Origin of the sequence: Enterobacter sp. BNK-16, assembly GCF_048684955.1 — a bacterium.
GTDB lineage: Bacteria > Pseudomonadota > Gammaproteobacteria > Enterobacterales > Enterobacteriaceae > Enterobacter > Enterobacter bugandensis.
In genome coordinates this window covers 2,677,319-2,700,443 of sequence record NZ_JBLQTQ010000001.1, presented here as the reverse complement: position 1 = coordinate 2,700,443, position 23,125 = coordinate 2,677,319, and the positions used below count along the sequence as shown (strand labels likewise).

Annotated in this window: 19 protein-coding genes; 12 read left to right on the top strand and 7 right to left on the bottom strand. The window is 57.5% G+C overall.

Going from position 1 to position 23,125, the window contains the following annotated elements; genetic code table 11:
• The first annotated feature begins 77 nt into the window (after positions 1 to 77).
• From cydD to infA, 4 genes are all read left to right on the top strand, one after another.
• Positions 78 to 1,844 (top strand): heme ABC transporter permease/ATP-binding protein CydD, encoded by a 1,767-nt coding sequence (gene cydD, locus ACMGGH_RS12890; RefSeq protein WP_232948038.1) that lies wholly within the window; start codon positions 78 to 80, stop codon positions 1,842 to 1,844.
• A complete protein-coding gene (cydC, locus tag ACMGGH_RS12885; RefSeq protein WP_227442615.1) occupies positions 1,844 to 3,565 on the top strand; it encodes a heme ABC transporter ATP-binding protein/permease CydC in 1,722 nt (573 codons plus the stop codon). The genes cydD and cydC overlap by 1 nt, the downstream gene beginning before the upstream one ends.
• Before the next feature lie 45 nt (positions 3,566 to 3,610).
• Positions 3,611 to 4,315 (top strand): leucyl/phenylalanyl-tRNA--protein transferase, encoded by a 705-nt coding sequence (aat, locus tag ACMGGH_RS12880; RefSeq protein WP_041910636.1) that lies wholly within the window; start codon positions 3,611 to 3,613, stop codon positions 4,313 to 4,315.
• Between the two features lie 284 nt (positions 4,316 to 4,599).
• Positions 4,600 to 4,818: a translation initiation factor IF-1 gene (gene infA / locus ACMGGH_RS12875; protein WP_002211347.1), complete on the top strand. Its 219-nt coding sequence runs from the start codon at positions 4,600 to 4,602 to the stop codon at positions 4,816 to 4,818.
• Positions 4,819 to 4,888: 70 nt separating this feature from the next.
• On the opposite strand, the gene ACMGGH_RS12870 is transcribed toward infA, so the two are convergent.
• From ACMGGH_RS12870 to clpS, 3 genes are all read right to left on the bottom strand, one after another.
• A complete protein-coding gene (locus tag ACMGGH_RS12870) occupies positions 4,889 to 5,338 on the bottom strand; it encodes a hypothetical protein (RefSeq protein WP_193359485.1) in 450 nt (149 codons plus the stop codon).
• Positions 5,339 to 5,652: 314 nt separating this feature from the next.
• Positions 5,653 to 7,932 (bottom strand): ATP-dependent Clp protease ATP-binding subunit ClpA, encoded by a 2,280-nt coding sequence (gene clpA, locus ACMGGH_RS12865; protein ID WP_028012550.1) that lies wholly within the window; start codon positions 7,930 to 7,932, stop codon positions 5,653 to 5,655.
• A 27-nt stretch (positions 7,933 to 7,959) separates the two neighbouring features.
• Positions 7,960 to 8,280, bottom strand: coding sequence for an ATP-dependent Clp protease adapter ClpS (gene clpS / locus ACMGGH_RS12860; protein ID WP_006174393.1), 321 nt, complete (start codon positions 8,278 to 8,280; stop codon positions 7,960 to 7,962).
• 267 nt (positions 8,281 to 8,547) lie between these two features.
• On the opposite strand from clpS, the gene cspD reads away from it, so the two are divergent.
• Entirely contained in the window at positions 8,548 to 8,769 is a 222-nt protein-coding gene (gene cspD, locus ACMGGH_RS12855) for a cold shock-like protein CspD (protein WP_006809408.1), read from the top strand.
• 70 nt (positions 8,770 to 8,839) lie between these two features.
• Here cspD and macB read toward each other — a convergent pair whose 3' ends face one another.
• Together macB and macA are read right to left on the bottom strand one after the other, a co-directional pair.
• Complete coding sequence (macB, locus tag ACMGGH_RS12850) at positions 8,840 to 10,780, bottom strand: macrolide ABC transporter ATP-binding protein/permease MacB (protein WP_232948037.1); 1,941 nt, start codon at positions 10,778 to 10,780, stop codon at positions 8,840 to 8,842.
• Entirely contained in the window at positions 10,777 to 11,892 is a 1,116-nt protein-coding gene (gene macA / locus ACMGGH_RS12845) for a macrolide transporter subunit MacA (RefSeq protein WP_041910641.1), read from the bottom strand. Before macA ends, macB begins: the two co-directional genes overlap by 4 nt.
• A 159-nt stretch (positions 11,893 to 12,051) precedes the next feature.
• Here macA and ACMGGH_RS12840 point away from each other — a divergent pair, with 159 nt between their 5' ends.
• Complete coding sequence (locus ACMGGH_RS12840) at positions 12,052 to 13,008, top strand: VirK/YbjX family protein (RefSeq protein ID WP_047368198.1); 957 nt, start codon at positions 12,052 to 12,054, stop codon at positions 13,006 to 13,008.
• On the opposite strand, the gene ACMGGH_RS12835 is transcribed toward ACMGGH_RS12840, so the two are convergent.
• Positions 13,005 to 14,663 (bottom strand): ATP-dependent endonuclease, encoded by a 1,659-nt coding sequence (locus tag ACMGGH_RS12835; protein WP_041910643.1) that lies wholly within the window; start codon positions 14,661 to 14,663, stop codon positions 13,005 to 13,007. The two genes, ACMGGH_RS12840 and ACMGGH_RS12835, sit on opposite strands and share 4 nt — an antisense overlap.
• 291 nt (positions 14,664 to 14,954) lie before the next feature.
• Here ACMGGH_RS12835 and aqpZ point away from each other — a divergent pair, with 291 nt between their 5' ends.
• The 4 genes from aqpZ to hcr all read left to right on the top strand — a co-directional run bounded on the left by aqpZ (position 14,955) and on the right by hcr (position 19,506).
• The gene (gene aqpZ, locus ACMGGH_RS12830) at positions 14,955 to 15,650 is read left to right on the top strand and encodes an aquaporin Z (RefSeq protein ID WP_028012545.1); all 696 of its coding nucleotides are present in this window, start codon (positions 14,955 to 14,957) and stop codon (positions 15,648 to 15,650) included.
• Between the two features lie 180 nt (positions 15,651 to 15,830).
• Positions 15,831 to 16,730: a lysine exporter LysO family protein gene (locus ACMGGH_RS12825; RefSeq protein WP_028012543.1), complete on the top strand. Its 900-nt coding sequence runs from the start codon at positions 15,831 to 15,833 to the stop codon at positions 16,728 to 16,730.
• A gap of 144 nt (positions 16,731 to 16,874) precedes the next feature.
• Positions 16,875 to 18,527: a hydroxylamine reductase gene (gene hcp / locus ACMGGH_RS12820; RefSeq protein ID WP_232948036.1), complete on the top strand. Its 1,653-nt coding sequence runs from the start codon at positions 16,875 to 16,877 to the stop codon at positions 18,525 to 18,527.
• Between the two features lie 10 nt (positions 18,528 to 18,537).
• Positions 18,538 to 19,506 carry an NADH oxidoreductase gene (gene hcr / locus ACMGGH_RS12815; protein ID WP_232948035.1) on the top strand — a complete coding sequence of 323 codons (969 nt, stop codon included), beginning with the start codon at positions 18,538 to 18,540 and terminating at the stop codon, positions 19,504 to 19,506.
• Between the two features lie 274 nt (positions 19,507 to 19,780).
• Here hcr and ACMGGH_RS12810 read toward each other — a convergent pair whose 3' ends face one another.
• On the bottom strand, positions 19,781 to 20,215 hold the full coding sequence (locus tag ACMGGH_RS12810) for a DoxX family protein (RefSeq protein WP_232948034.1): 435 nt from the start codon (positions 20,213 to 20,215) through the stop codon (positions 19,781 to 19,783).
• Positions 20,216 to 20,366: 151 nt separating this feature from the next.
• On the opposite strand from ACMGGH_RS12810, the gene poxB reads away from it, so the two are divergent.
• Entirely contained in the window at positions 20,367 to 22,085 is a 1,719-nt protein-coding gene (poxB, locus tag ACMGGH_RS12805) for a ubiquinone-dependent pyruvate dehydrogenase (RefSeq protein WP_232948033.1), read from the top strand.
• Between the two features lie 38 nt (positions 22,086 to 22,123).
• Positions 22,124 to 23,125, top strand: coding sequence for a low-specificity L-threonine aldolase (gene ltaE / locus ACMGGH_RS12800; protein ID WP_193359481.1), 1,002 nt, complete (start codon positions 22,124 to 22,126; stop codon positions 23,123 to 23,125).

Here is a 23,125-nt window from a genome sequence, read left to right as displayed (position 1 = left end):
CACAGGTCGCCTTTATTTTTGCTCGCGTGTAACATGCAGATGTCTAATTTCTTATAACGTCACCTGCAAAATACGCAATGGAAAAAACCCGTCAACAAGAGTTAACACGCTGGCTGAAACAGCAAAGCGTTATTTCCCGCCGCTGGCTTACGATCTCCCGTCTACTGGGGTTCGTTAGCGGTCTGTTGATTGTTGCCCAGGCATGGCTGCTGGCCCGCATTCTTAATCACATGATCATGGAGAACATTCCCCGTGAAGCGCTCCTGCTGCCCTTTATAGTTCTGATCCTGGTTTTTGTCCTGCGCGCCTGGGTGGTGTGGCTGCGTGAACGTGTCGGCTTCCACGCCGGACAGCATATCCGCTACGAGATCCGTCGTCAGGTGCTCGACCGCCTGCAGGAAGCCGGGCCCGCGTGGATCCAAGGTAAACCGGCCGGAAGCTGGGCGACGCTGATCCTTGAGCAGATCGACGATATGCACGATTACTACGCGCGCTATCTTCCTCAGATGGCGCTGGCGGTTTTTGTGCCGCTGTTGATTGTTATTGCCATCTTCCCGGTTAACTGGGTGGCGGCGCTGATCCTGCTGGGGACCGCCCCGCTGATCCCGCTGTTTATGGCGATGGTCGGCATGGGGGCGGCTGATGCCAACCGCCGCAACTTCCAGGCGCTGGGCCGGCTGAGCGGACATTTCCTCGATCGTCTGCGCGGGATGGAAACCCTGCGTATTTTTGGTCGCGGTGAAGCGGAAACCGAGAACATTCGCCAGGCATCACAGGACTTCCGCCAGCGCACGATGGAAGTGTTACGCCTGGCGTTCCTCTCGTCCGGCGTGCTGGAATTCTTTACCTCGCTGTCGATTGCCCTCGTGGCGGTTTATTTCGGTTTCTCCTATCTCGGCGCGCTGGATTTCGGCCACTACGGCACGGCGGTGACCCTCTCTGCCGGTTTCCTCGCGCTCATCCTGGCTCCGGAGTTTTTCCAGCCGCTTCGCGACCTGGGGACCTTCTATCATGCCAAAGCGCAGGCCGTTGGCGCGGCCGACAGCCTGAAAACCTTCCTGGAGACGCCGCTGGCGCACCCGGAGCGCGGTGACGTGGCGCTGAACGCTAAAGAGCCGGTAACCGTCGACGCGAGCGATTTCTGCATTCTCTCGCCGGAAGGAAAAGTGCTGGCTGGCCCGCTGAACTTTAGCCTGCCCGCCGGAAAACGCGTGGTGCTGGTCGGCACCAGCGGTTCAGGGAAGAGTTCTCTGCTGAATGCGTTATCCGGTTTTATGGCCTACACCGGTTCGCTGCGGATAAACAAAACTGAACTGCGTAATCTCGATCCCGACGCCTGGCGTAAGCAGCTCAGTTGGGTCGGACAAAACCCTCAGCTACCTGCTTCCACGCTGCGCGAAAACGTGCTCCTGGCACGCCCGGATGCTCGTGAAGACGAACTGCAGTCCGTTCTCGACCGCGCGTGGGTCAGTGAATTTCTGCCGCTGCTCCCGCAGGGTGTCGATACCGTGGTAGGCGATCAGTCTGCCGGGCTGTCTGTCGGCCAGGCACAGCGCGTAGCCGTCGCCCGTGCGCTGCTGAACCCGTGCCAGCTGATGCTGCTGGATGAGCCTGCTGCCAGCCTGGATTCACACAGTGAACAGCGCGTCATGGCGGCCCTGAGCGCCGCTTCCCTGCAGCAAACCACCCTGATGGTTACCCATCAGCTGGAAGGCATTGCTGACTGGGATGAGATCTGGGTGATGGAAAACGGTCATATTGTTGAGCAAGGCAATTACGCCGCTCTTGTTGCCGCGCAGGGGCCGTTCGCCGCCCTGCTGGCGAACCGTCAGGAGGACATCTGATGCGCGCTCTGCTGCCTTATCTTGCGCTCTATAAACGCCACAAGTGGATGCTGACGCTGGGGATCGTGCTGGCGATTGTCACGCTGCTTGCCAGCATCGGCCTGCTCACGCTTTCCGGCTGGTTCCTGTCGGCCTCCGCCGTAGCTGGGTTCGCCGGATTATACAGCTTCAACTATATGCTGCCGGCGGCAGGCGTGCGAGGTACCGCCATTACCCGTACTGCCGGACGCTATTTCGAGCGGCTGGTCAGCCACGACGCGACGTTCCGCGTCCTGCAGCACCTGCGCATTTACACCTTCAGCAAACTGCTTCCCCTTTCCCCTGCCGGGCTGGCGCGTTTTCGCCAGGGCGAATTACTGAACCGTGTCGTTGCGGATGTCGACACGCTGGACCACCTTTACCTGCGGGTGATCTCCCCGATAGTGGGCGCGTTTGTGGTGATTGTGGTAGTTACGCTGGGGCTGTCCGTTCTGGATGTTCCCGTTGCGCTGACGCTGGGCGGGATCATGCTGCTGACGCTTATCATTCTGCCGCCGCTCTTTTACCGCGCCGGAAAATCCACCGGGGAAAACCTGACGCGGCTGCGCGGGGATTACCGCCAGCAGCTGACCTCCTGGCTTCAGGGCCAGGCGGAGCTGACCATTTTTGGTGCCAGCAAGCGCTACCGTGCCCGAATGGAAAGTACGGAGCTGAACTGGCATGAAGCCCAGCGCCGCCAGTCGGAACTGACGGCCTTCTCGCAGGCGCTGATGGTGTTAATCGGCGGCGTGGCGGTGATCGCCATGCTGTGGCTGGCATCCGGCGGGATTGGCGGTAATACCCAGCCAGGCCCTCTTATTGCCCTCTTTGTTTTCTGCGCGCTGGCCGCATTTGAGGCACTGGCCCCGGTGACGGGCGCTTTCCAGCATCTTGGACAGGTGATCGCCTCTGCCCTGCGCATCACCCAGATTGCCGAACAAAAGCCTGAAGTCACGTTCAGTGCCGGGCAAACCACCGTGCCTGAGCAGGTGGCGCTGACGCTTGATAACGTGACCTTCGCCTATGACAAACAGGCGCAGAACGCGCTGGAGGGTATCAACCTTTCCGTTAATGCAGGGCAGCGGATTGCGATCCTCGGCCGTACCGGCTGCGGTAAGTCGACGTTGCTGCAGCTGCTGACGCGCGCCTGGGATCCACAGCACGGTCAGATTCGTTTTAATAACACGTTACTGACTGATTTCAGCGAGCAGGCCCTACGCAAGACCGTGAGCGTTGTTCCACAGCGCGTGCATCTGTTTAGCGCCACCCTGCGCGATAACCTGCTGCTGGCCGCGCCAGAGGCTTCGGACGATGATCTTCGCGCCGTACTGGAGCAGGTCGGACTGCAAAAGCTGCTTGAGGACGAAGGACTGAACAGCTGGCTGGGAGAAGGCGGTCGTCAGCTTTCCGGCGGAGAGCTGCGCCGTCTGGCCATTGCGCGCGCGCTGCTGCATGATGCACCTCTGATGCTGCTCGACGAACCTACAGAAGGGCTTGATGCGACAACCGAGAGTCAAATCCTTGATTTACTGGCAAACGTTATGGCAGGAAAAACCGTCCTGATGGTGACGCACCGCCTGCGCGGGCTGGCAAGTTTTGATCGGATAATTGTGATGGACAACGGACACATTATTGAGCAAGGTAGTCACGCAGAGCTGTTGGCGAAACAGGGTCGCTACTACCAGTTCAAACAGCGTCTGTAGACTATATTTGTAGCGTCCTCACTCGCGTACTGGAGTTTTGCTGTCATGCGCCTGGTCCAGCTTTCTCGTCATAACATTGCGTTTCCTTCGCCGGAGGGAGCGCTGCGTGAGCCCAACGGGCTGCTGGCCCTTGGCGGTGACCTTAGCCCTGCGCGGCTATTAATGGCCTACCAGCGCGGCATCTTCCCGTGGTTTTCTCCCGGCGACCCGATTTTATGGTGGTCTCCCGACCCGCGCGCCGTGCTGTGGCCAGCGCAGTTCCATCTGAGCCGCAGCATGAAGCGTTTCCATGCTAAATCCCCGTATCGCGTCACGCTGAATCACGCCTTTGGGCAGGTGATAGAAGGCTGTGCCGAAGATCGCCATGAAGGGACGTGGATCACCCGCGATATCGTCAACGCCTACCACCAGCTCCATGAGCTTGGCTACGCCCACTCCATTGAGGTCTGGGAAAAGGGGGAACTGGTTGGCGGCATGTACGGCGTGGCGCAAGGGACGCTGTTTTGCGGCGAATCGATGTTCTCCCGTGCGGTTAACGCCTCGAAAACCGCGCTGCTGGTCTTCTGCGAGGCCTTTGCCCAGCGCGGCGGACGCCTGATCGATTGTCAGGTGCTCAACGAGCACACGGCCTCTCTCGGTGCAGTTGACATCCCGCGACGACAGTATATCGAGCATCTGGACGCTTGCCGTCAGGAGAAGCTCCCGCGCGACTTCTGGATCCCCAGAACGCTCTTTATGCCCAATGCTTAAATGTTTTCCGCATATTTTTTGTGAGGGTGTTATAATTATGCCGCAGAGTAGCTTCTGCCTGTTGCCCCGCCGCCGTTTGGGACCCTCGCTTCAGATAACGTCCTGACGTTTATCCTGTCGTCTCCCCTTTACGAATGCGCTTCCTGTTCGGTTGTACCGTGACGCTTGGGCAATGCGCCGAAACTGTTTTGCTGCGTTTTAATCGCGCAATTCTTTACTTAATTGATGAATTTCGGCATTATCTTGCCGGTTCAAAACTTGGTAGTGATACCCCAGAGGATTAGATGGCCAAAGAAGACAATATTGAAATGCAGGGTACCGTACTTGATACGTTGCCTAATACCATGTTTCGCGTAGAGCTGGAAAACGGTCACGTGGTAACTGCGCACATCTCCGGTAAAATGCGCAAAAACTACATCCGCATTTTGACGGGCGACAAAGTGACTGTTGAACTGACCCCGTACGACCTGAGCAAAGGCCGCATTGTCTTCCGTAGTCGCTAATTTTTTCGCCTGTAATGGCAGATGAATATATAAAAGGTCGGGTTAATCCCGGCCTTTTTTATTTATGGCGTTAGTGTTGCTGCTTCGGAAGATGTATTGTCATCCATGGTTGTACAGGAGCGATTAAATCCCCCGCCATAGAATGAGCCATGTCATGAAGTAATCCCGTCAGGTGCGGCAGCATATCACGGTCCAAATGCGACACCAGCAGCACATGATTCAACGCCCGGCAGTAGTCACATTTCGTTTCTGTATCTTCAAGCAACCACTCTTTTTGTCGCGGTTGTTCCGCTTCTTCCTCAAATTCCACCACCTGAAAATCACGCATTGATTCTGTAAGGCCGGATTTCACCTCTTCCAGGTAGGCTCCGAGACAACGGCAAACGGGCTGCGTTTGCGGAAGTGATTTGCAATCCAGCAGGATTTCGGTGAGCAGTTGACAGCGCTCTGCAAGGGTTGGGAGATCGGGGTTGAGGGAGAGTTCGGTGTAGAGTTGGGCGAAGCTATTAATATTAGTCATATGTGATCCTTTATGCACGCAAGATTATCTGTGCACACACTTTCAGGACGCCAATCCCGGCACCTAATTTTTGCAGGTGCGCCGCCATTTTATTACTGTGGATTTATCCAGCAACCAACGTCGAACAAAACTGGAAAGCGCCTCGCAAAATTTCGCTGCGGCCTGTTCCCCTCACCCTACCCCTCTCCCTAAAGGGGCGAGGGAACTGTTCAGTGCATACACTATTTTGTGTGAAACCCTCAGCCACAGCGAAAGGAAAAAAGCAGGCATAAAAAAACCGGGCTATAGCCCGGTTTTTAGACCTACGTAAGAAATCAGTGAGCCGCTTCCGGCTTGTGCTTCGCCGCACTCTGGAAATCGTACGTCAATTCGTTCTTCGCCTGGTCCAGCGCCACGGTCACCTGGCCGCCGTCTACCAGCGAGCCAAACAGCAGCTCGTTCGCCAGCGGTTTCTTCAGGTTGTCCTGAATCACGCGCGCCATCGGACGGGCCCCCATCGCGCGGTCGTAGCCTTTCTCGGCCAGCCAGTTGCGGGCCTCCTGGCTCACTTCCAGCGAGACGCCTTTTTGATCCAGCTGAACCTGCAGCTCGACGATGAACTTATCCACCACCTGATGGATCACTTCGGTAGACAGATGATCGAACCAGATAATGTTGTCCAGACGGTTACGGAACTCCGGCGTGAAGATCTTCTTGATCTCCTCCATCGCATCGGTGCTGTTATCCTGGTGGATCAGGCCGATGGATTTGCGCTCGGTTTCACGTACCCCGGCGTTAGTGGTCATCACCAGCACCACGTTGCGGAAGTCCGCCTTGCGCCCGTTGTTATCGGTCAGCGTCCCGTTGTCCATCACCTGCAACAGGATGTTGAACACGTCCGGATGCGCTTTCTCGATTTCATCGAGCAGCAGGACCGCATGCGGATGCTTGATCACCGCGTCGGTGAGCAGACCGCCCTGGTCAAAGCCCACGTAGCCCGGAGGTGCACCAATCAAACGGCTGACGGTGTGACGCTCCATATACTCGGACATATCAAAGCGCAGCAGCTCAATGCCCAGCGCTTTGGAGAGCTGAACCGTCACCTCGGTTTTCCCCACGCCGGTCGGGCCGGCAAACAGGAAGGAACCAACAGGCTTGTGGTCATGCCCCAGACCAGCACGGGCCATCTTGATCGCTTCGGTTAAGGCCTCAATGGCTTTATCCTGACCAAAGACCAGCATTTTCAGGCGATTGCCGAGGGTGCGCAGCGTATCCCGATCGCTCTGAGAAACGCTCTTCTCAGGAATACGCGCGATGCGGGCGACCACGGACTCGATATCCGCCACGTTAACGGTTTTCTTACGCTTGCTGGCCGGCATCAGGCGCGCACGCGCCCCGGCCTCATCAATCACGTCAATCGCCTTATCCGGCAGGTGACGGTCGTTGATGTATTTCACCGCCAGCTCCACCGCCGCACGCACCGCTTTCGCGGTGTAACGCACGTCGTGGTGCGCTTCGTACTTTGTTTTCAGGCCGTTGATGATCTGCACCGTTTCGTCAACCGACGGCTCGGTGACGTCGATTTTCTGGAAACGACGCGCCAGCGCGCGATCTTTCTCAAAAATGTTGCTGAACTCCTGGTACGTCGTGGAGCCCATCACGCGGATCTTGCCGCTTGAAAGCAGCGGTTTGATCAGGTTTGCCGCATCCACCTGGCCACCGGAAGCCGCACCTGCGCCGATGATGGTGTGGATCTCATCGATAAACAGGATGCTGTTGGTGTCCTGCTCCAGCTGTTTTAACAGCGCCTTGAAGCGTTTTTCAAAATCACCGCGGTATTTAGTGCCCGCCAGCAGCGAGCCAATATCCAGCGAGTAGATGGTGCAGTCGGCAATCACTTCCGGCACGTCGCCCTGCACAATGCGCCAGGCAAGACCTTCGGCAATCGCCGTTTTACCCACGCCTGACTCGCCCACCAGCAGCGGATTGTTCTTGCGGCGACGGCACAGCACCTGAATCGCACGCTCCAGCTCTTTATCGCGGCCAATCAGCGGGTCGATGCCGCCAACGCGAGCAAGCTGATTAAGGTTGGTGGTGAAGTTTTCCATACGATCCTCCCCGCCTGCTTGCTCTTCATTGTTATTGACCTGATTGCTGGAATCCGATGCCTGGTTAGGCTCGTCTTTGCGCGTTCCGTGAGAAATAAAGTTAACCACGTCGAGGCGGCTGACTTCGTGTTTGCGCAGCAGGTAGGCAGCCTGTGACTCCTGCTCGCTGAAGATGGCGACTAAGACGTTTGCGCCAGTCACTTCACTACGTCCGGAAGACTGGACGTGGAAAACCGCGCGCTGCAACACGCGCTGGAAGCTGAGCGTCGGCTGCGTATCGCGCTCTTCTTCACTGGCTGGCAGCACCGGTGTGGTTTGTTCGATGAAGGCTTCGAGTTCCTGACGTAGCGCCACCAGATCCACGGAGCAGGCTTCCAGCGCTTCGCGGGCAGATGGGTTGCTAAGCAGTGCGAGCAGTAAATGCTCGACGGTCATAAACTCATGTCGGTGCTCACGCGCTCTGGCGAAAGCCATGTTTAAACTGAGTTCCAGTTCTTGATTGAGCATAGGCACCTCCCCCAATTTTATGCCTTATCAGGCCTTTTCCAGCGTACACAGCAACGGATGCTCGTTCTCCCTCGCATAGTCGTTCACCATCGCCACTTTGGTTTCCGCCACTTCGGCGGTAAAAATGCCGCAGATAGCTTTGCCACGATAATGAACGGTAAGCATCAGTTGCGTTGCACGTTCTACATCATAAGAAAAGAACTTTTGTAGCACGTCAATAACAAATTCCATCGGCGTGTAATCATCGTTCATTAACATAACTTTATACATAGATGGCGGTTTTAGCGCGTCGCGCACTTTATCTTCCGCCAGCTGGTCAAAATCCAGCCAGTCGTTGGTCTTACCCATTTTGCATAACCACTTTGAATCTACCTCAGATGTTAGATAACAATCATCTATTACTGTCATCCGCGATGTCTGTCACAAACTGTTGCAATAGCGTTAACTGCTTCAAACTTTGGTTGATTATTGTCCCAACTCCAGCGCCAAACGCTTGACGACGTCTTTCGTTTATCTAAATTGTACAAGCGTGAGATGGCGAGGTTTTGAACAGCCCCCACTCCACCACCGGTTCATTCCATCTTAATTTATAAGATTTACGAAGGATGTCGAAGCATGGAAATGGGTACTGTTAAGTGGTTCAACAACGCCAAGGGGTTTGGCTTCATCTGCCCCGAAGGCGGCGGCGAAGATATCTTCGCTCACTATTCCACCATTCAGATGGATGGTTACAGGACGCTCAAAGCCGGGCAGTCCGTCCGGTTCGATGTACACCAGGGACCAAAAGGCAATCATGCAAGCCTAATCGTACCCGTTGAAGCAGAAACGGTTGCATAGCTCTCTGTTTTATTGTGTACATCACGCAGTCAAAATGCCAGCCCGATCGGCTGGCATTTTTATTTTCGGGTTATTCCCGAGCCAGCGCGTCCACCGGATCCAGCCGCGCCGCGTTGCGCGCAGGCAGCCAGCCAAACAAAATCCCGGTAAAGGTGGAACACAAAAACGCGGTGAGTATCGCCATCGGCGAGAAGCCAATCTCCCAGCCGGGTAAAAAGAGCTGGAGCGCAAAGGCAATCATCATCGAGAGCGCAATGCCCATCGCGCCGCCCACCAGGCATACCAGCACCGCTTCAATTAAAAACTGCTGAAGCACGTCGCTGGCCCTGGCCCCGACCGCCATGCGGATGCCAATCTCCCGGGTGCGTTCAGTTACCGACACCAGCATGATATTCATCACCCCGATACCGCCAACGACCAGCGAGATCACCGCCACCAGCGTCAGGAACAGCTGAAGAGTACGTGTGGTCTTTTCCGCCGTTTTCAAGAGGCCGTCCATATTCCAGGTGAAGAAATCTTTCTTCCCGTGGCGCAACGTTAACAGCCGTTCCAGCTGCTGTTCCGCCAGCGCGCTGTCGTAGCCCTCCTTCACGCGCACGGTGATGGAGTTAAGCCACGACTGGCCCATAATCCGCCCGGAGATGGTGGTATACGGCAGCCAGACGCGCAGGATCTTGCTGCTGCCGAACATCGACTGCTTCTCTTCCGCCACGCCAATGACCGTGGCAGGCATGTTGCCGACGAGGATCACTTCGCCCACCACGTTCGCTTTATTGGGGAAGAGCTGCCTGCGCGAGTTGGCGTCCAGCACCACCACCTGCGCCCTCCCCGCCAGCTGCTCGGCGTTGAAGGTGGCGCCTTCGCTGAAGGTCATGCCGTAGACGTTGAAGTAGTCGCCGCTCACGCCGTTGGCGCTGGCCGCCACGTCGATATTGCCGTAGCGCAGACGGAGGTTTTGCGAGACCGCAGGCGTGGCGGAGTTCACCCACGGCTGCTTCTGAATCGCCGCCAGATCGTCATACTTGAGCGCCTGCTGATACTGCGGCTCGTCGTCGCCGAAGTCTTTGCCGGGATAGACGTCAATGGTGTTGGTCCCGATGGCGCGGATATCCGCCAGCACCAGCTGCTTGGCCGCGTCGCCCACCACCACAATCGACACCACCGAGGCAATACCGATAATGATGCCGAGCATGGTCAGCAGGGTGCGCATTTTGTTGGCCGCCATCGCCAGCCAGGCCATGGTCAGCGCTTCACGAAAGCCGCTGGAGAACTGCGCCCAGCCGGTCGACGCAGGCAGCGCTTCCTTCGGTGCCGCCGCGCGGGACTCACGCGGCGGCGGGTTGCTCACCAGCTCACCGTCGTGGATCTCAATGATTCGCTCCGCCTGCGCCGCCACCTGCGGATCGTGGGTAACGATAATCACCGTATGGCCCTGATCGCGCAGCTGGTGCAGGATCGCCATCACCTCTTCGCCGGAGCGGCTGTCGAGCGCCCCGGTCGGTTCATCCGCGAGGATCACCTGCCCGCCGTTCATCAGCGCGCGGGCAATACTCACGCGCTGCTGCTGGCCGCCGGACAGCTGCGAGGGCTGGTACTCCACCCGCTCCGCCAGCCCCAGACGCGTTAACAGCGCCTTCGCGCGCTCAAGGCGTTTCTTCCGCTCAACGCCCGCATACACCGCGGGAACCTCCACGTTCTGCGCCGCGCTCAGGTGAGAGAGCAAGTGGTAACGCTGGAAGATAAAGCCAAAGTGTTCCCGGCGCAGCTTCGCCAGCGCGTCGCCGTCCAGCGTCGAGACGTCCGTCCCGGCCACGCGGTACGTACCGCTGGTGGGTTTATCCAGACAGCCGAGAATGTTCATCAGCGTCGATTTACCGGAACCCGACGCGCCTACAATCGCTACCATCTCGCCCGCCTCCACGCTCAGGGAGATGCCTTTCAGCACCTCCACCGGGCCGTCGCCGGACGGATAGCTGCGGCGAATGTCCTTCAGCTCAAGCAGCGCGGTCATTTAGCGGCTCCGGGCAGGCTTTCGCTGACAACAACCTCCTCGCCCTCTTCCAGCCCTTTCTCCACCACCACGTCGGTGTCGTTGCGCGCGCCAATCACCACCTCGCGCTCGCGCGTTTCACCGTTGCGCAGCACTTTCACCTTGTAGCGATTGTCCCCGGCGGATTCACCCAGCGCGGAGAGCGGAACGGTCAGCACGTTCTTCACGCCGGTAAGTTGGATGTGCACCTGCGCGGTCATGTCCAGGCGCAGCACGCCCTTCGGGTTTGGCACTTCAAAACGCGCATAGTAGAAAATGGCGTCGTTAACCTTTTCCGGCGTCGGCAGAATGTCTTTCAGCACGCCTTCGTAGCGGGTCTGGGGATCGCCGAGTACGGTAAACCAGGCATTCTGCCCAGGCTTAAGATGGATCACGTCCGCCTCGGAGACCTGGGCCTTCACCAGCATAGTGCTCATGTCCGCCAGCGTCAGAATGTTTGGCGCCTGCTGGGCGGCAATCACCGTCTGGCCCTGCAGCGTGGTAATTTGCGTCACTTCCCCGGCCATCGGCGCGACGATCTTTGTGTAATCAAGATTGGTTTTCGCCGTATCCAGCGAGGCCTGATTACGCTTGATTTGCGCGTCGATCGTGCCAATCTGCGCCTGTTTCACCGCCAGTTCAGTCGCGGCGGTGTCTAAATCCTGTTTCGAGATAGCCTGGGTTTTCGCCAGCGCCTGCTGGCGGGTCAGCGTCACCTGTGCCAGGTTACGCTCTGCCTGCGCCTGCGCACGCTGCGCGCGCAGCTCCATCAGCGTCGCTTCCACTTCGCGGATCTGGTTCTCAGCCTGCTCGGGATCGATAACGCCAAGCAGCTGGCCTTTTTTCACCTTGTCGCCAATCTCTACCGACAGCGTTTTCAGCTGGCCGCTGACCTGAGCGCCGACGTCAACTTTGCGCAGCGCATCAAGTTTGCCCGTCGCAAGGACATTTTGCTGCAGTTCACCCGGACGAACGATCAGCGTCTGGTACTGCGGCACAGGCGCGTTAAGCACCTGCCATAACCAGAATCCACCGGCTACAATCACCAGCGCCAGCAGCAGAAACAGCGTTCTGCGTTTTCCCTTGAGGTTCATAAATATTCCAAATAAATGTTCTGGTAATAATAAACGTTGATTCTATCTAAACGACTCCTTAACGAAACCCCTGTTCTCCGAAATCACCCTAATTTGTTTACAAGACGTTGATATTTCCCCTGCTGAAATAGCGGTATTCCAAAAGACTCAGGATTTATCATGTCTTCTATCGTCGATACACCTCTTCCAAACCTGACGCAGCCGACATCCGGCTGGCAGCTCTTCAAAAATCTGGCGTTCGGCAAGATCGCGCCCGGCCTTGCATGGCAGAACCCCGCCTATCGCCGTAAGTTCATGCTGCGTTCTCTGGCGACGCCCGTGAGCACCTCTCGCCTGTTAACAAACCTCGCTAAGCAGCCGCGTCTGATGCAGATGCTGCAGGTGCAGCCCGGTCTGCCGTGTCGGCTTCATCGTCCCTGGCTGACGGTGAAGATGGATCGCCAGCACGCGCTGGAATCCCTGAACTGGCACTATCAGGCCATGAGCCGCCAGCTCCCGGCCACGCTCCTGAAGGGCTATCTTTCGACACAGGGGACTACGCTGCTGACCTTAACCGGGAAAGATGAACAGCAATTTACCGTCCGCCTGTGTGCCGATGCGTTCCTGGATAAAGAGGGAGAGGCCACCCTCACCTTCTGCGACGTTCAGAATACGGTGCTGGCGGAGCTAACCTTTACGCTCTGCCAGTTTGAAGGTAAATCGACGCTGTTCATCGGCGGTTTGCAGGGCGCGAAAGCGCATGTTCCCCATGAGCTGATCCAGAAAGCGACGAAGGCCTGCCACGGTCTGTTCCCGAAACGCCTGCTGGTTGAAGCCGCCATGACGTTCGGCGCCGCATTCCCGGTCGTGCAGATTGTTGCCGTCAGTAATGCCACCCATATTTATCGCAGCTGGCGCTACCGCAAGAAAAAAGAGGGAAAACTGCTGGCCGATTACGACGGCTTCTGGAGTTCCCTCGGTGGGGAAAAACAGGAGAGCGGCCACTTTATGCTGCCGCTTGCCATGCCGCGTAAACCCGTAGAAGAGATAGCGAGCAAAAAACGCGCCGAATACCGTCGCCGCTACGCGCTGCTGGATAGCCTGATTCAGCAGGTGAAACAGGCGACCGAACGTTAATCCGCCCTTCCGCGTGCCAGCCACAGCACGCGGGAGAACATTTTCCGCAGCAGGGTCGGAACCGCCTCTACGCCCCGCCTTCCCGCTTCCGTCGCCACTTCAATGGCTAAGTCCGGTTTCGACGAACGGTGAATAGCTTTGGCGATCACGCGCCGCATGTTCATCGGGACGTCGACCGGCACCATCGCAATGCGGTGGAATACGTCGTCAAAGCCCTGACGGTACATAAAATGCTCCATGTCCATCGCGGGCAGCATCGTTAAATGATCCCGTTCTTCTTCCCGCTCGTTGTTCAGCAGGCTGCGCACGGTTGAGGCATATTTTTTCCCCGCCTCGTCGCCGTCCACCAGCACATGCCATTCAATTCCCATTCGGCGGGCAAATTTTATCAGCGGTTTTAATCCCGACTGGGCAAATTCGATCACCTTAATACCTTCGGCATCAAAATGGTGGCCGCACTGGCGCGCCAGTTCGTTGATGACCCAGGTCTCCGTTTCCCCCTCCACCAGCAGCCAGCAGCGGGCGAAGAGCGACGAGGCGCGATTAAAGCGTATATGAAACGCGATTCGCCGCCCGTCTTCGGCGTTCATCCCGCCGGGCCCGAGGCGGTACGCGGATACGCGGGAGGACTCGCGCACCAGACGGCAGATGTGCTCCACCGGCGTCAGCGAGAGCAGCTCACCGGAGTTGGTGGTGGTAATCCGCTGGAGCGGCAGCAGATTCAGCAGGTGCCACGCCACGGAGAGCATGATGGGGTGCAGGCGCGTTTCCGGATCTTCCACCAGCAGCAGCGGGCGGGCATCCCGGTCAAGACGCACGGTGCCCTTCGCCTGCAGAAGCGTTGAAAACAGCCCCAGCAAAATCACCCGATGGGTACGCCCGCCGGGCCGGTCGATCATCCGGTTGATGATGTCGAGATAGCGCCAGCTACGCTGTTCATCATGAGAACGGCGGCGCATCAAACGATGGCGCGACTCCGAGGTGCCCTGCTCGGAAAAATAGTGCTCCAGCAGTTGCACCATCGCCGACAGCCCCTGACGAATTTGACCATCGGTGAGGTTTTGCGGACGCGACACCAGCTCTCGCGCCAGGAAATCCAGCTCGCGGGCGGTGACTTCCACCTCCGGCATATTCGGTACGGTGCCGTTACGAATACGGCGCATAAAGCGCGCATCGCGCAGGCGTAACACCGGCGTCAGGCGGATAAGATGACGCGCCAGATCGTCGATATTCTCCAGCGGAATCGGGTTGGCTTTCTCATCGAGGAATTCACGCAGGGTCAGTACCCCCTCGTTTTCCGCCATTTCACCTTCCAGCCGATAGAAAATCCGGTGGAAACCGTCGTCGCAGGGCACCCAGCAGGGCGACAGCGGGCGGAAGCGACGCACGCGGTGACGGCCGGGTTCAGATTCACGGAACGTCAGGATGATATGCAGGTGCTTCTCGCGGCCCGCGATATCGCCGGGCGGGAACCAGAAATCATCGTGGACGAAGTGATACAGCTTGTCTTCGGGTGAAAGCAGCAGCGTCAGCGCATCAAGCAGGCTGGACTTACCCCACGCGTTCTCGCCGATCAGGACGTTGTTCTGCTCCAGCTGCAGCGACAGGCGGTTAATACCGCGAAACCCGACAATTTCCACACGTTCGAGAAGCATAAATCCCCCGCGAAATGATCACTTTTTCCTTTAAGTTATCAGCAGTATAGCGGCAGGAACCCTGGCACGACAGCAGAACATTCACCCTTGCGGGATTTGAACTATGCTCTATTTACCGCTGATTTGAACAAGGATTGACATCACATTGCCTTAAATCAAATTAACCGAATTTATTTAAGTGGCGAAGGGATGTTGTTGGTTTTTAAAATACGGGCTCTTTGAGTCGTCATCCCTTTATGGCGATATATCCCGCGCGCGGGAAAACGCGTGGAAAATTATTTTGAGGTGGTTATGTTTAGAAAATTGGCAGCAGAATGCTTTGGTACATTCTGGCTGGTATTTGGTGGCTGCGGTAGCGCCGTTCTGGCAGCAGCATTCCCGGAATTAGGTATTGGTTTTGTCGGCGTCGCGCTGGCATTTGGCTTAACCGTATTAACCATGGCTTTCGCCGTGGGGCATATTTCCGGCGGTCATTTTAACCCGGCGGTGACATTAGGCTTGTGGGCGGGCGGGCGTTTCCCGGCGAAAGAGGTTATTGGCTACATCGTGGCGCAGGTGGTTGGCGGTATTATTGCGGCGGGCGTGCTGTACGTCATTGCCAGCGGTAAAGCAGGATTTGACGCGGCGGCCAGCGGCTTCGCCTCTAACGGCTTCGGCGAACACTCTCCGGGCGGTTATTCCATGCTTTCTGCCATTGTAATTGAAATTGTACTGACCGCAGGCTTCCTGCTGGTGATCCACGGTGCAACCGACAAACACGCGCCTGCAGGCTTCGCGCCCATCGCCATTGGTCTGGCGCTGACGCTGATCCACCTGATCTCCATTCCGGTTACCAACACCTCCGTTAACCCGGCGCGCAGCACCGCCGTCGCCATTTTCCAGGGCGGCTGGGCGCTTGAACAGCTGTGGCTGTTCTGGGTGATGCCGATCGTCGGCGGTATTCTGGGCGGCGTGCTGTACCGCACTCTGCTGGAAAAACGCGATTAATCTTTCCCTCCCTCTCCCCGTGGGAGAGGGCCGGGGTGAGGGCAACAGGCCGCACCCCCACATAGACACAAGCCGGGTAAGGCGTAGCCACCGCCCGGCTTTCTTTTGCCGCTTTACTGAGCAGACTTTATTGGGTAGTGTCTCTGGCGCTTAACAGAAACTCAAAAGGACCGGCTGTTCATGTTTTCAGGACTCCTCATTATTCTGCTGCCCCTGATTGTGGGCTATCTTATTCCGCTGCGTCATGAATCGGCCTTAAAGCTTATTAACCGTTTTCTCAGCTGGATTGTTTACGTCATTCTGTTCTTTATGGGGATCAGCCTGGCCTTCCTGGATAATCTGGCGACAAATTTACTTTCCATCCTGCATTATTCTGCGGTCACCGTGGTGGTTATTTTGCTGTGCAATATTGCCGCCCTGCTGTGGCTGGAACGCACTATTCCGTGGAAAAATAATCACCACCAGGAAAAGCTTCCCTCCCGAATTGCAATGGCGCTGGAATCATTAAAGCTCTGCGGCGTCGTGGTGCTTGGATTTCTTCTGGGCCTTACCGGATGGACTTTTTTGCAGCACGCGACGGACGCCAGCGAATATACCCTGATCTTCCTGCTGTTCCTTATTGGTATTCAGCTGCGAAATAACGGCATGACGCTGAAACAGATTGTCCTGAACCGTCGGGGAATGATCGTTGCCGTTATGGTTGTCGTCAGCTCCATGGTCGCGGGCGTGATTAATGCCTTTATTCTCGATCTGCCGCTAAAAACCGGCCTGGCGATGGCCTCCGGGTTTGGCTGGTACTCCCTCTCCGGTATTCTGCTGACCGAATCCTTCGGCCCGGTGATCGGCAGCGCCGCCTTCTTTAACGATCTGGCGCGAGAGCTGATTGCCATCATGCTGATCCCGGGTCTGGTTCGCCGCAGCCGCTCGACGGCACTGGGCCTGTGCGGCGCCACGTCGATGGACTTTACCCTGCCGGTCCTCCAGCGTTCGGGCGGGCTGGAGATGGTGCCCGCAGCCATCGTTCACGGCTTTATTTTGAGCCTGCTGGTTCCCGTCCTGATGGCGTTTTTCTCTGCCTGATACCTCTGTGGCGGTAGGGCTCCTGCCGCCAAAATTGCGCTAAATCAATCTCCCTCTATTTTGTCGCAGAAAGCTCTTTTCACCGTTCTGGCACAGGCATACCCTTAAACATGTATATTAAATATAACTTTTACAGGTGTGATTATGTTTTGTGTGCAATGTGAACAAACCATCCGTACCCCGGCAGGCAACGGCTGCTCTTACGCGCAGGGTATGTGCGGTAAAACCGCAGAAACATCAGACCTTCAGGATCTGCTGATAGCCGCCCTGCATGGTCTTTCCGCCTGGGCCTTCAAAGCCCGTGAATACGGCATCGTCGACCATTACGTCGACAGCTTCGCGCCGCGCGCGTTTTTCTCCACGCTGACTAACGTCAACTTCGATTCTCCTCGCATCGTCGGCTATGCCCGCGAAGCGATTGCCCTGCGCGAAGCTTTGAAAGCGCAGTGCCTGAATGCCGATACCAGTGCCCGCGTGGACAACCAAATGGCGGAGCTTCAGCTGGTGAGCGACGACCTGGGCGAGCTACAGCGCCAGGCCGCAGAATTTACCCCTAATAAGGACAAAGCGGCGATTGGCGAGAACATCCTTGGCCTGCGTCTGCTGTGCCTGTACGGCCTGAAAGGTGCAGCGGCCTATATGGAACACGCGCACGTTCTCGGGAAGTCAGATAACGACATTTACGCCCAGTACCACAAAATTATGGCGTGGCTCGGCACCTGGCCTTCCGACATGAACGCCCTGCTCGAGTGCGCAATGGAAATCGGCCAGATGAACTTCAAGGTCATGAGCATTCTGGATGCCGGTGAAACCAGCACTTACGGTCATCCGACCCCGACGCAGGTCAACGTCAAAGCGACCGAAGGCAAATGCATCCTGATTTCCGGCCACGACCTGAAAGATCTCTACAACCTGCTGAAGCAGACCGAAGGCACCGGCGTTAACGTCTATACCCACGGCGAAATGCTGCCCGCCCACGGCTACCCGGAACTGCGCAAGTTCAAGCATCTGGTGGGTAACTACGGCAGCGGCTGGCAGAATCAGCAGGTAGAGTTCGCCCGCTTCCCTGGCCCTATCGTGATGACCTCAAACTGCATCATCGACCCTACCGTGGGCGCGTATGACGACCGCATCTGGACCCGCAGCATCGTCGGCTGGCCGGGCGTGAGCCACCTTGAAGGCGACGATTTCGGTCCGGTTATCGAGCAGGCGCAGCAGATGGCGGGCTTCCCGTACAGCGAAATCGAACATCTGATCACCGTCGGCTTCGGTCGCGAAACGCTGCTGGGTGCGGCAGATTCTCTGATTGACCTCGTCAGCCGTGAAAAGCTGCGCCACATCTTCCTCGTTGGGGGATGCGACGGCGCGCGCGGCGAGCGTAACTACTTCACCGATTTCGCCACCAGCGTGCCGGATGATTGCCTGATCCTGACCCTGGCGTGCGGTAAATACCGTTTCAACAAGCTGGACTTCGGCAACATCGAAGGCCTGCCGCGCCTGATTGATGCAGGCCAGTGCAACGATGCTTACTCGGCCATCATTCTGGCGGTCACGCTGGCGGAAAAACTCGGTTGCGGCGTGAACGACCTCCCGCTGTCGCTGGTGCTCTCCTGGTTTGAGCAGAAAGCGATTGTCATCCTGCTGACCCTGCTCTCTTTGGGCGTAACCAACATCGTAACCGGCCCGACGGCGCCAGGCTTCCTGACGCCGGACCTGCTGGCGGTGCTGAACGAGAAATTCGGTCTGCGTTCCGTGACCAACGTTGAAGATGATATGAAGCAACTGCTGAGCGCGTAAGGAGCGATTCATGACCATGCCAACCTCACAATGTCCGTGGCGGATGCAGGTTCATCACATCCATCAGGAGACGCCGGATGTGTGGACGCTGTCGCTGCTCTGCCACGACTACTATCCGTACCGTGCGGGCCAGTATGCGCTGGTCAGCGTTCGCAACTCGGCGGACACGCTTCGCGCCTATACGATCTCCTCCACGCCGGGCGTGAGCGAGTACATTACGCTCACTATCCGCCGCATTGATGACGGTGCAGGCTCCCAGTGGCTGACCCGTGACGTGAAGCGCGGGGATTACATCTGGCTGTCTGACGCGCAGGGGGATTTCACCTGTGACGACAAGGCAGACGATAAATTCCTGCTGCTGGCGGCGGGCTGCGGCGTAACGCCGATCATGTCGATGCGCCGCTGGCTGGCGAAGAACCGCCCGCAGGCCGACGTGCAGACAATCTTCAGCGTGCGCTCTCCGGAAGATGTGATTTTTGCCGGTGAGTGGCGTGACTATCCGGTGACGCTGGTGGCGGAACACAACGCGACCCACGGTTTTGTGCCCGGTCGCCTGAGCCGCGAGTTGCTGCAAAGCGTGCCGGACATTGCGAACCGTACCGTGATGACTTGCGGCCCGGCGCCGTACATGGATATCGTGGAGAAAGAAGTTAGAGCGCTTGGCGTGACCCGCTTCTTCAAAGAGCGGTTCTTCACGCCGGTGGCGGAAGCGGCAACCAGCGGGATTCAGTTCACCAAACTGCAGCCCGCACAGACCTTCTTTGGCCGCGTGGGCACCACGCTGCTGGAAGCGCTGGAAAGCAACAAGGTGCCGGTAGTCGCGGCCTGCCGTGCGGGCGTGTGCGGCTGCTGTAAAACGAAAGTGGTTTCCGGGGAATATACCGTCACCAGCACCATGATGCTGTCCGACGCGGAAATTGCCGAGGGTTACGTGCTGGCGTGCTCGTGCCACCCGCAGGGGGATTTGGTCCTCGCATAAGCAATAAACGTTCGATCGTAGGCCCGGTAAGCGTCAGCGCCACCGGGCTTTTTTGCCGGGTGGCACTGCGTTTACCCGGCCTACGTTGTGCATGCTGCCTGTACGGCAGTGAACTGGAACAATCTACACCTATCACCTTGTCAGATAAAGAATTCCCCTAAAAAATACCCCTTAAACCCTTTTTCATCACAAATAATTCCGCTTAATAAAATCAAAGAGTTAAAAACCACCAATAAAAAGAGGCCAGAGACCCTTATATTTTCAGTACCCAGCTTTATTGCCACGCAGGCGCTTTCCCTAACGCAAACCGCCCTGCCCCTAAACACGCCACCGCCAGCGAGCCAACAAAGAAGTACACCAGACTTTCAATCGCCCATGCCCCAACCTTATCGAGCGCGAACGTTTCACCCACTCCCACCATCAGCCATGCCACGATCATCGTAAACGCCAGCACCAGCGCGGCCGGGCGCGTAAAGAGCCCGACAATAATCAGGATCGGTGCCACCACTTCGCCAATCAACACGCCGTAGGCAATAAATCCCGGCAGCCCTTTCTCTACCAGCATGCCGCTGATAAAGCCCACCCCACCAAACAGCTTATGCAAACCGTGAAAAAGCATCAGCCCACCGACGGCAAGTCGTAACAAGAGTTTGCCAAGATCGTCGCACGATAGCTTTTCATTAACAGCAATTAACAATTTTTTAACCATTTGAAATGATTCCTGTTTTCACTGAGGCATTACCAGATTATGCCGAAGCGTGGCGCATGAAAAGCACCTTTTAAATGGGGGGATTTGACGGGCAATACAGTGACTTTCTTCTAAGCTTGTAAGCGATATCACAAAAAGGAGACGGACAACCATGAAACAAACCGTGGCTGCATATATAGCGAAAACGCTCGAACAGGCTGGCATAAAACGTATCTGGGGCGTGACCGGCGATTCCCTGAACGGGCTCAGCGACAGCCTGAACAAGATGAAAACCATCGAATGGATGCCGACCCGTCATGAGGAGGTCGCTGCCTTCGCCGCCGGTGCCGAAGCGCAGCTCACAGGAGAACTGGCCGTGTGTGCAGGCTCGTGCGGGCCTGGCAACCTGCATCTGATCAACGGCCTGTTCGACTGCCACCGTAACCACGTGCCGGTGCTGGCGATTGCCGCCCATATCCCCTCTTCCGAAATCGGCAGCGGCTATTTTCAGGAGACGCATCCGCAGGAGCTGTTCCGTGAATGCAGCCACTACTGTGAGCTGGTTTCATCCCCGGAGCAGATCCCGCAGGTGCTGGCGATCGCCATGCGCAAAGCCGTACTAAACCGTGGCGTTTCCGTGGTCGTTATCCCGGGAGACGTGGCGCTCAAGGCTGCGCCTGAAGGGGCTAGCACCCACTGGTATCACGCCCCGCAGCCGGTGGTAACGCCAGCCGAAGAGGAGCTGAAAAAGCTGGCGCAGCTGCTGCGCTACTCCAGCAATATCGCCCTGATGTGCGGCAGCGGCTGCGCGGGCGCGCATAAAGAGTTACTTGAATTCGCCGGTAAGCTCAAAGCGCCCATCGTCCACGCCCTGCGCGGCAAAGAGCACGTCGAATACGATAACCCGTACGATGTGGGCATGACCGGGCTGATCGGTTTTTCTTCCGGCTTCCACACCATGATGAACGCCGACACGCTGATCATGCTCGGCACCCAGTTCCCGTACCGCGCGTTCTACCCGACGGACGCCAAAATCATTCAGATTGATATCAACCCGGCCAGCATCGGCGCGCACAGCAAGGTCGATATGGCGCTTATCGGCGATATTAAATCCACCCTTGCCGCCCTGCTGCCGCTGCTGGAAGAGAAAACCGACCGCAAATTCCTCGATAAAGCGTTGAGCGATTATCGCGATGCGCGCAAGGGGCTGGACGATCTCGCCAAACCGAGCGACAAAGCCATTCATCCGCAGTATCTGGCGCAGCAGATCAGCCATTTTGCGGACGACGACGCTATTTTTACCTGCGACGTCGGCACGCCCACCGTCTGGGCGGCGCGCTACCTGAAGATGAACGGCAAACGTCGCCTGCTCGGCTCGTTCAACCACGGCTCGATGGCCAACGCCATGCCGCAGGCGCTGGGGGCAAAAGCGACGGCACCGGAGCGTCAGGTCGTGGCGATGTGCGGCGACGGCGGGTTCAGCATGCTGATGGGGGATTTCCTGTCGGTGGTGCAGATGAAGCTTCCGCTGAAAATCGTGGTCTTTAACAACAGCGTGCTGGGCTTCGTGGCGATGGAGATGAAGGCCGGCGGCTATCTGACAGACGGCACCGAGCTGCACGACACCAACTTTGCCCGCATCGCCGAGGCCTGCGGCATCACCGGCATCCGCGTCGAGAAAGCCTCAGAGGTGGATGAAGCCCTGCAGCGCGCCTTCTCCATCGACGGTCCGGTACTGGTTGACGTCGTCGTCGCCAAAGAAGAGCTGGCGATCCCGCCGCAGATCAAGCTGGAACAGGCCAAAGGTTTTAGCCTCTACATGCTGCGCGCCATCATCAGCGGGCGCGGTGACGAAGTGATCGAACTGGCAAAAACCAACTGGCTCAGGTAAAACGTTTCGCATGACCTCTTAAAATAAAGGGATGTGAAATGATTGATTTGCGTAGTGATACCGTTACCCGCCCGAGCCGCGCCATGCTCGAAGAGATGATGGCCGCCCCGGTCGGGGACGACGTCTACGGCGATGACCCGACGGTCAACGAACTGCAGCGCTATGCGGCAGAGCTGAGCGGCAAGGAGGCCGCGCTGTTCCTGCCGACCGGCACGCAGGCTAACCTGGTGGCGCTGCTCAGCCACTGCGAGCGCGGTGAAGAGTATATCGTCGGCCAGGGTGCGCATAACTACCTGTACGAAGCTGGCGGCGCGGCGGTGCTTGGCAGCATCCAGCCGCAGCCGATTGACGCCGCGCCGGACGGCACCCTGCCGCTGGATAAAGTCGCGGCAAAAATCAAAGCTGACGATATTCACTTCGCCCGCACCAGGCTGCTCAGCCTCGAAAACACCCACAACGGTAAAGTGCTGCCGCGCGAATACCTGAAAGCAGCGTGGGAATTCACTCGCGAGCGCAACCTCGGCCTGCACGTCGACGGCGCACGCATTTTCAACGCCGTCGTGGAGTACGGCTGCGAGCTAAAAGAGATAACGCAATATTGCGACTCGTTCACCATTTGCCTCTCAAAAGGGCTGGGTACGCCGGTGGGTTCGCTGCTGGTCGGCAGCGCAGACTACATCAAGCGCGCCAACCGCTGGCGTAAAATGACCGGCGGCGGCATGCGTCAGGCGGGCATTCTGGCGGCTGCCGGACTGTACGCATTAAAAAATAACCTGGCGCGCCTCAAGGACGATCATGACAACGCCGCGTGGATGGCAACGCAGCTGCGCGAGATCGGCGCGGACGTGATGCGTCACGACACCAACATGCTTTTTGTGCGCGTGGGCGACGAGCACGCCGCTGCGCTGGGTGAATTTATGAAAGCGCGTGGCGTGCTGATCAACGCCTCCCCGGTCGTGCGCCTGGTGATGCATCTCGACGTAAGCCGCGAACAGCTGGCGGACGTGGTAAAACACTGGCAGGCGTTTTTACAGGGTTAA